The organism is Agromyces humi, from assembly GCF_009720255.1.
GTDB classification, from domain to species: Bacteria; Actinomycetota; Actinomycetes; order Actinomycetales; family Microbacteriaceae; genus Agromyces; species Agromyces humi.
The window spans coordinates 1-1,718 of sequence record NZ_WJSP02000580.1; the positions used below are offsets into that span (position 1 = coordinate 1).

Genomic DNA, 1,718 nt, shown 5'->3' on the forward strand with positions numbered 1-1,718 from the left:
ATGCCGGGATCGAGCGTGTACGTCGCCGGGAAGAGGAAGCCCTCGAGGGTCGTCGCCTCCGCGGGAAGCCCGTAGTTCGCGGGCGGTCCTTCTGCGGGACGCGTTCCATGAGTTCGCTGAGGCGGTGGATGGCGCCGACGCGGTGCCGGTGCCTGGCCCTCCTGCGGCGCCACCGGGCTGGACTCGGCGGCAACGGGGACGGCCGGCTTCCCGACGGCGGGCGGGTCGAAGCGTTCGCCATCGACGGCATCGAGCGCCGGCAGGGCGTCGGGTCGGGCGGATGGTGCGCGGAAGGTGGCACGGCGAAGGAGGGGGAGTTCTGGAGTGTGGGGCACAGCGAGGGGATTCCGTGTCGGCAGGAAGGGGGACACGACAGCCCATCACGCGTTTTTGTGAGGATCCCTCCCGAACACTGGGAAAGCCGTGGGAGCGTGATCACACACGGCGTTCGGGTTTCGCGCCGGCAGCGCGGACCCACCGACCGTGCCGCCCTGCCGCGACATCCCCGCACCGCCGCCTCACCCCCCGCGATGCAGGATGCCGAACGCCCATGGCGGGATCTGGTCGACCCAGTCGCGGCGTGCGGCCTCGCGGTCGAACCGCGTGGCACGCCGGTGCGCGCGCCAAGCTGTGAATCGGCTCCGGAGCCCTGTTGTCCGACTCGACCCGGCCGGCGTCGTCGCGAGGGTCGGCGTGCGGCCGAACCGCTGGTCGCGGTACCCGGAGTCCGTGATGCCCGACATGATGAACCTCCTTGGTCACACCAGTGAAAAGTTTTCAATGGTGTTTCCACCGTGCGCTCTTTCATCACACCTGTCAAGGGGCTACGCTGGTGTTATGGGTGCACAGACCGATCTGGCGTTCCAGAAGGAGGACGAGGTCATCCCGCCGTCACTGCGGCTGGTGCGCGACTTCGTGAACACCGTCGAGTACCAGCTCGACGACGAGCGGTTGCGCGAACCGGGCGATCTCGCAGCCTGGCTCGGCGGGCGCGGCCTGCTCGACGCCGGCACATCCGTGAGCGCCGACGATCTCGCCTTCGCGCGGCAGCTGCGGGAGGGGCTCCGCGGGGTGCTCGAACTCCACGCCGGCCACGAGCCCGACGCCACGGCCGTGCGGCGGCTGAACGAGGCGCTCACGCAGCTGCCGGTGCGACTGCAGTTCATCGAGGCCGAGTCGTTCGAGCTGGCACCGGCGGGCGACGATCCCGTGCGTCGCGCGCTCGGCGGCCTCCTCGACGCGGTGCGGCGGTCGATCGACGACGGCACGTGGCCGCGGCTCAAGGCGTGCGCCCGCGACTCCTGCCGCTGGGCCTACTACGACCACTCGCGCAACCGGTCGAGCCGCTGGTGCACCATGGCCGGCTGCGGCAACGCGGTCAAGATGAGGAAGGCGTACGAGCGACTTGAGACCGCGCGGCACCGCGGCCGCGGACGACGGGTGATCGGGTGGGACGAGATGCGCGCGCCTCGAGCGCCTACACGGCCCTGTTCTCCGACCCGAGCGCTCGGGAGGGCGTCGACCTCTTCTACACGTCGTGGTACCTCTCGAGCCCCGACCCGCTCGAGGCTCGATCGGTGAGCGAGGACGCCGATGCGGCTCCTTCGCCTGCACCCGGGGCTGGCATCCGGTTGAAGTGGACGAATGGCCAGAGGCCGGCCTGCTTGCACGCGGCAGCCACCGCGGCCACGCACGACGTCGTTGAAGAAGGGGTTCTG

Annotated in this window: 3 protein-coding genes; 1 reads left to right on the forward strand and 2 read right to left on the reverse strand. The window is 70.4% G+C overall.

Annotation, left to right across the window (positions count from 1 at the left end):
- Both GH736_RS24765 and GH736_RS22490 read right to left on the reverse strand, forming a co-directional pair.
- Positions 1-335: hypothetical protein (locus tag GH736_RS24765; RefSeq protein ID WP_203230920.1), on the reverse strand; the 335-nt coding region annotated here is incomplete at its 3' end.
- A 183-nt stretch (positions 336-518) separates the two neighbouring features.
- Entirely contained in the window at positions 519-743 is a 225-nt protein-coding gene (locus tag GH736_RS22490) for a hypothetical protein (protein WP_159607201.1), read from the reverse strand.
- Between the two features lie 94 nt (positions 744-837).
- Here GH736_RS22490 and GH736_RS22495 point away from each other — a divergent pair, with 94 nt between their 5' ends.
- Positions 838-1,581 (forward strand): CGNR zinc finger domain-containing protein, encoded by a 744-nt coding sequence (locus tag GH736_RS22495; protein ID WP_159607203.1) that lies wholly within the window; start codon positions 838-840, stop codon positions 1,579-1,581.
- Positions 1,582-1,718 lie beyond the last annotated feature (137 nt).

Excerpts from the sequence above, each read along its gene's own strand:
- GH736_RS22490 (WP_159607201.1), bottom strand. The coding sequence starts at position 743 with ATGTCGGGCATCACGGACTCCGGGTACCGCGACCAGCGGTTCGGCCGC.
- GH736_RS22495 (WP_159607203.1), top strand. The coding sequence starts at position 838 with ATGGGTGCACAGACCGATCTGGCGTTCCAGAAGGAGGACGAGGTCATC.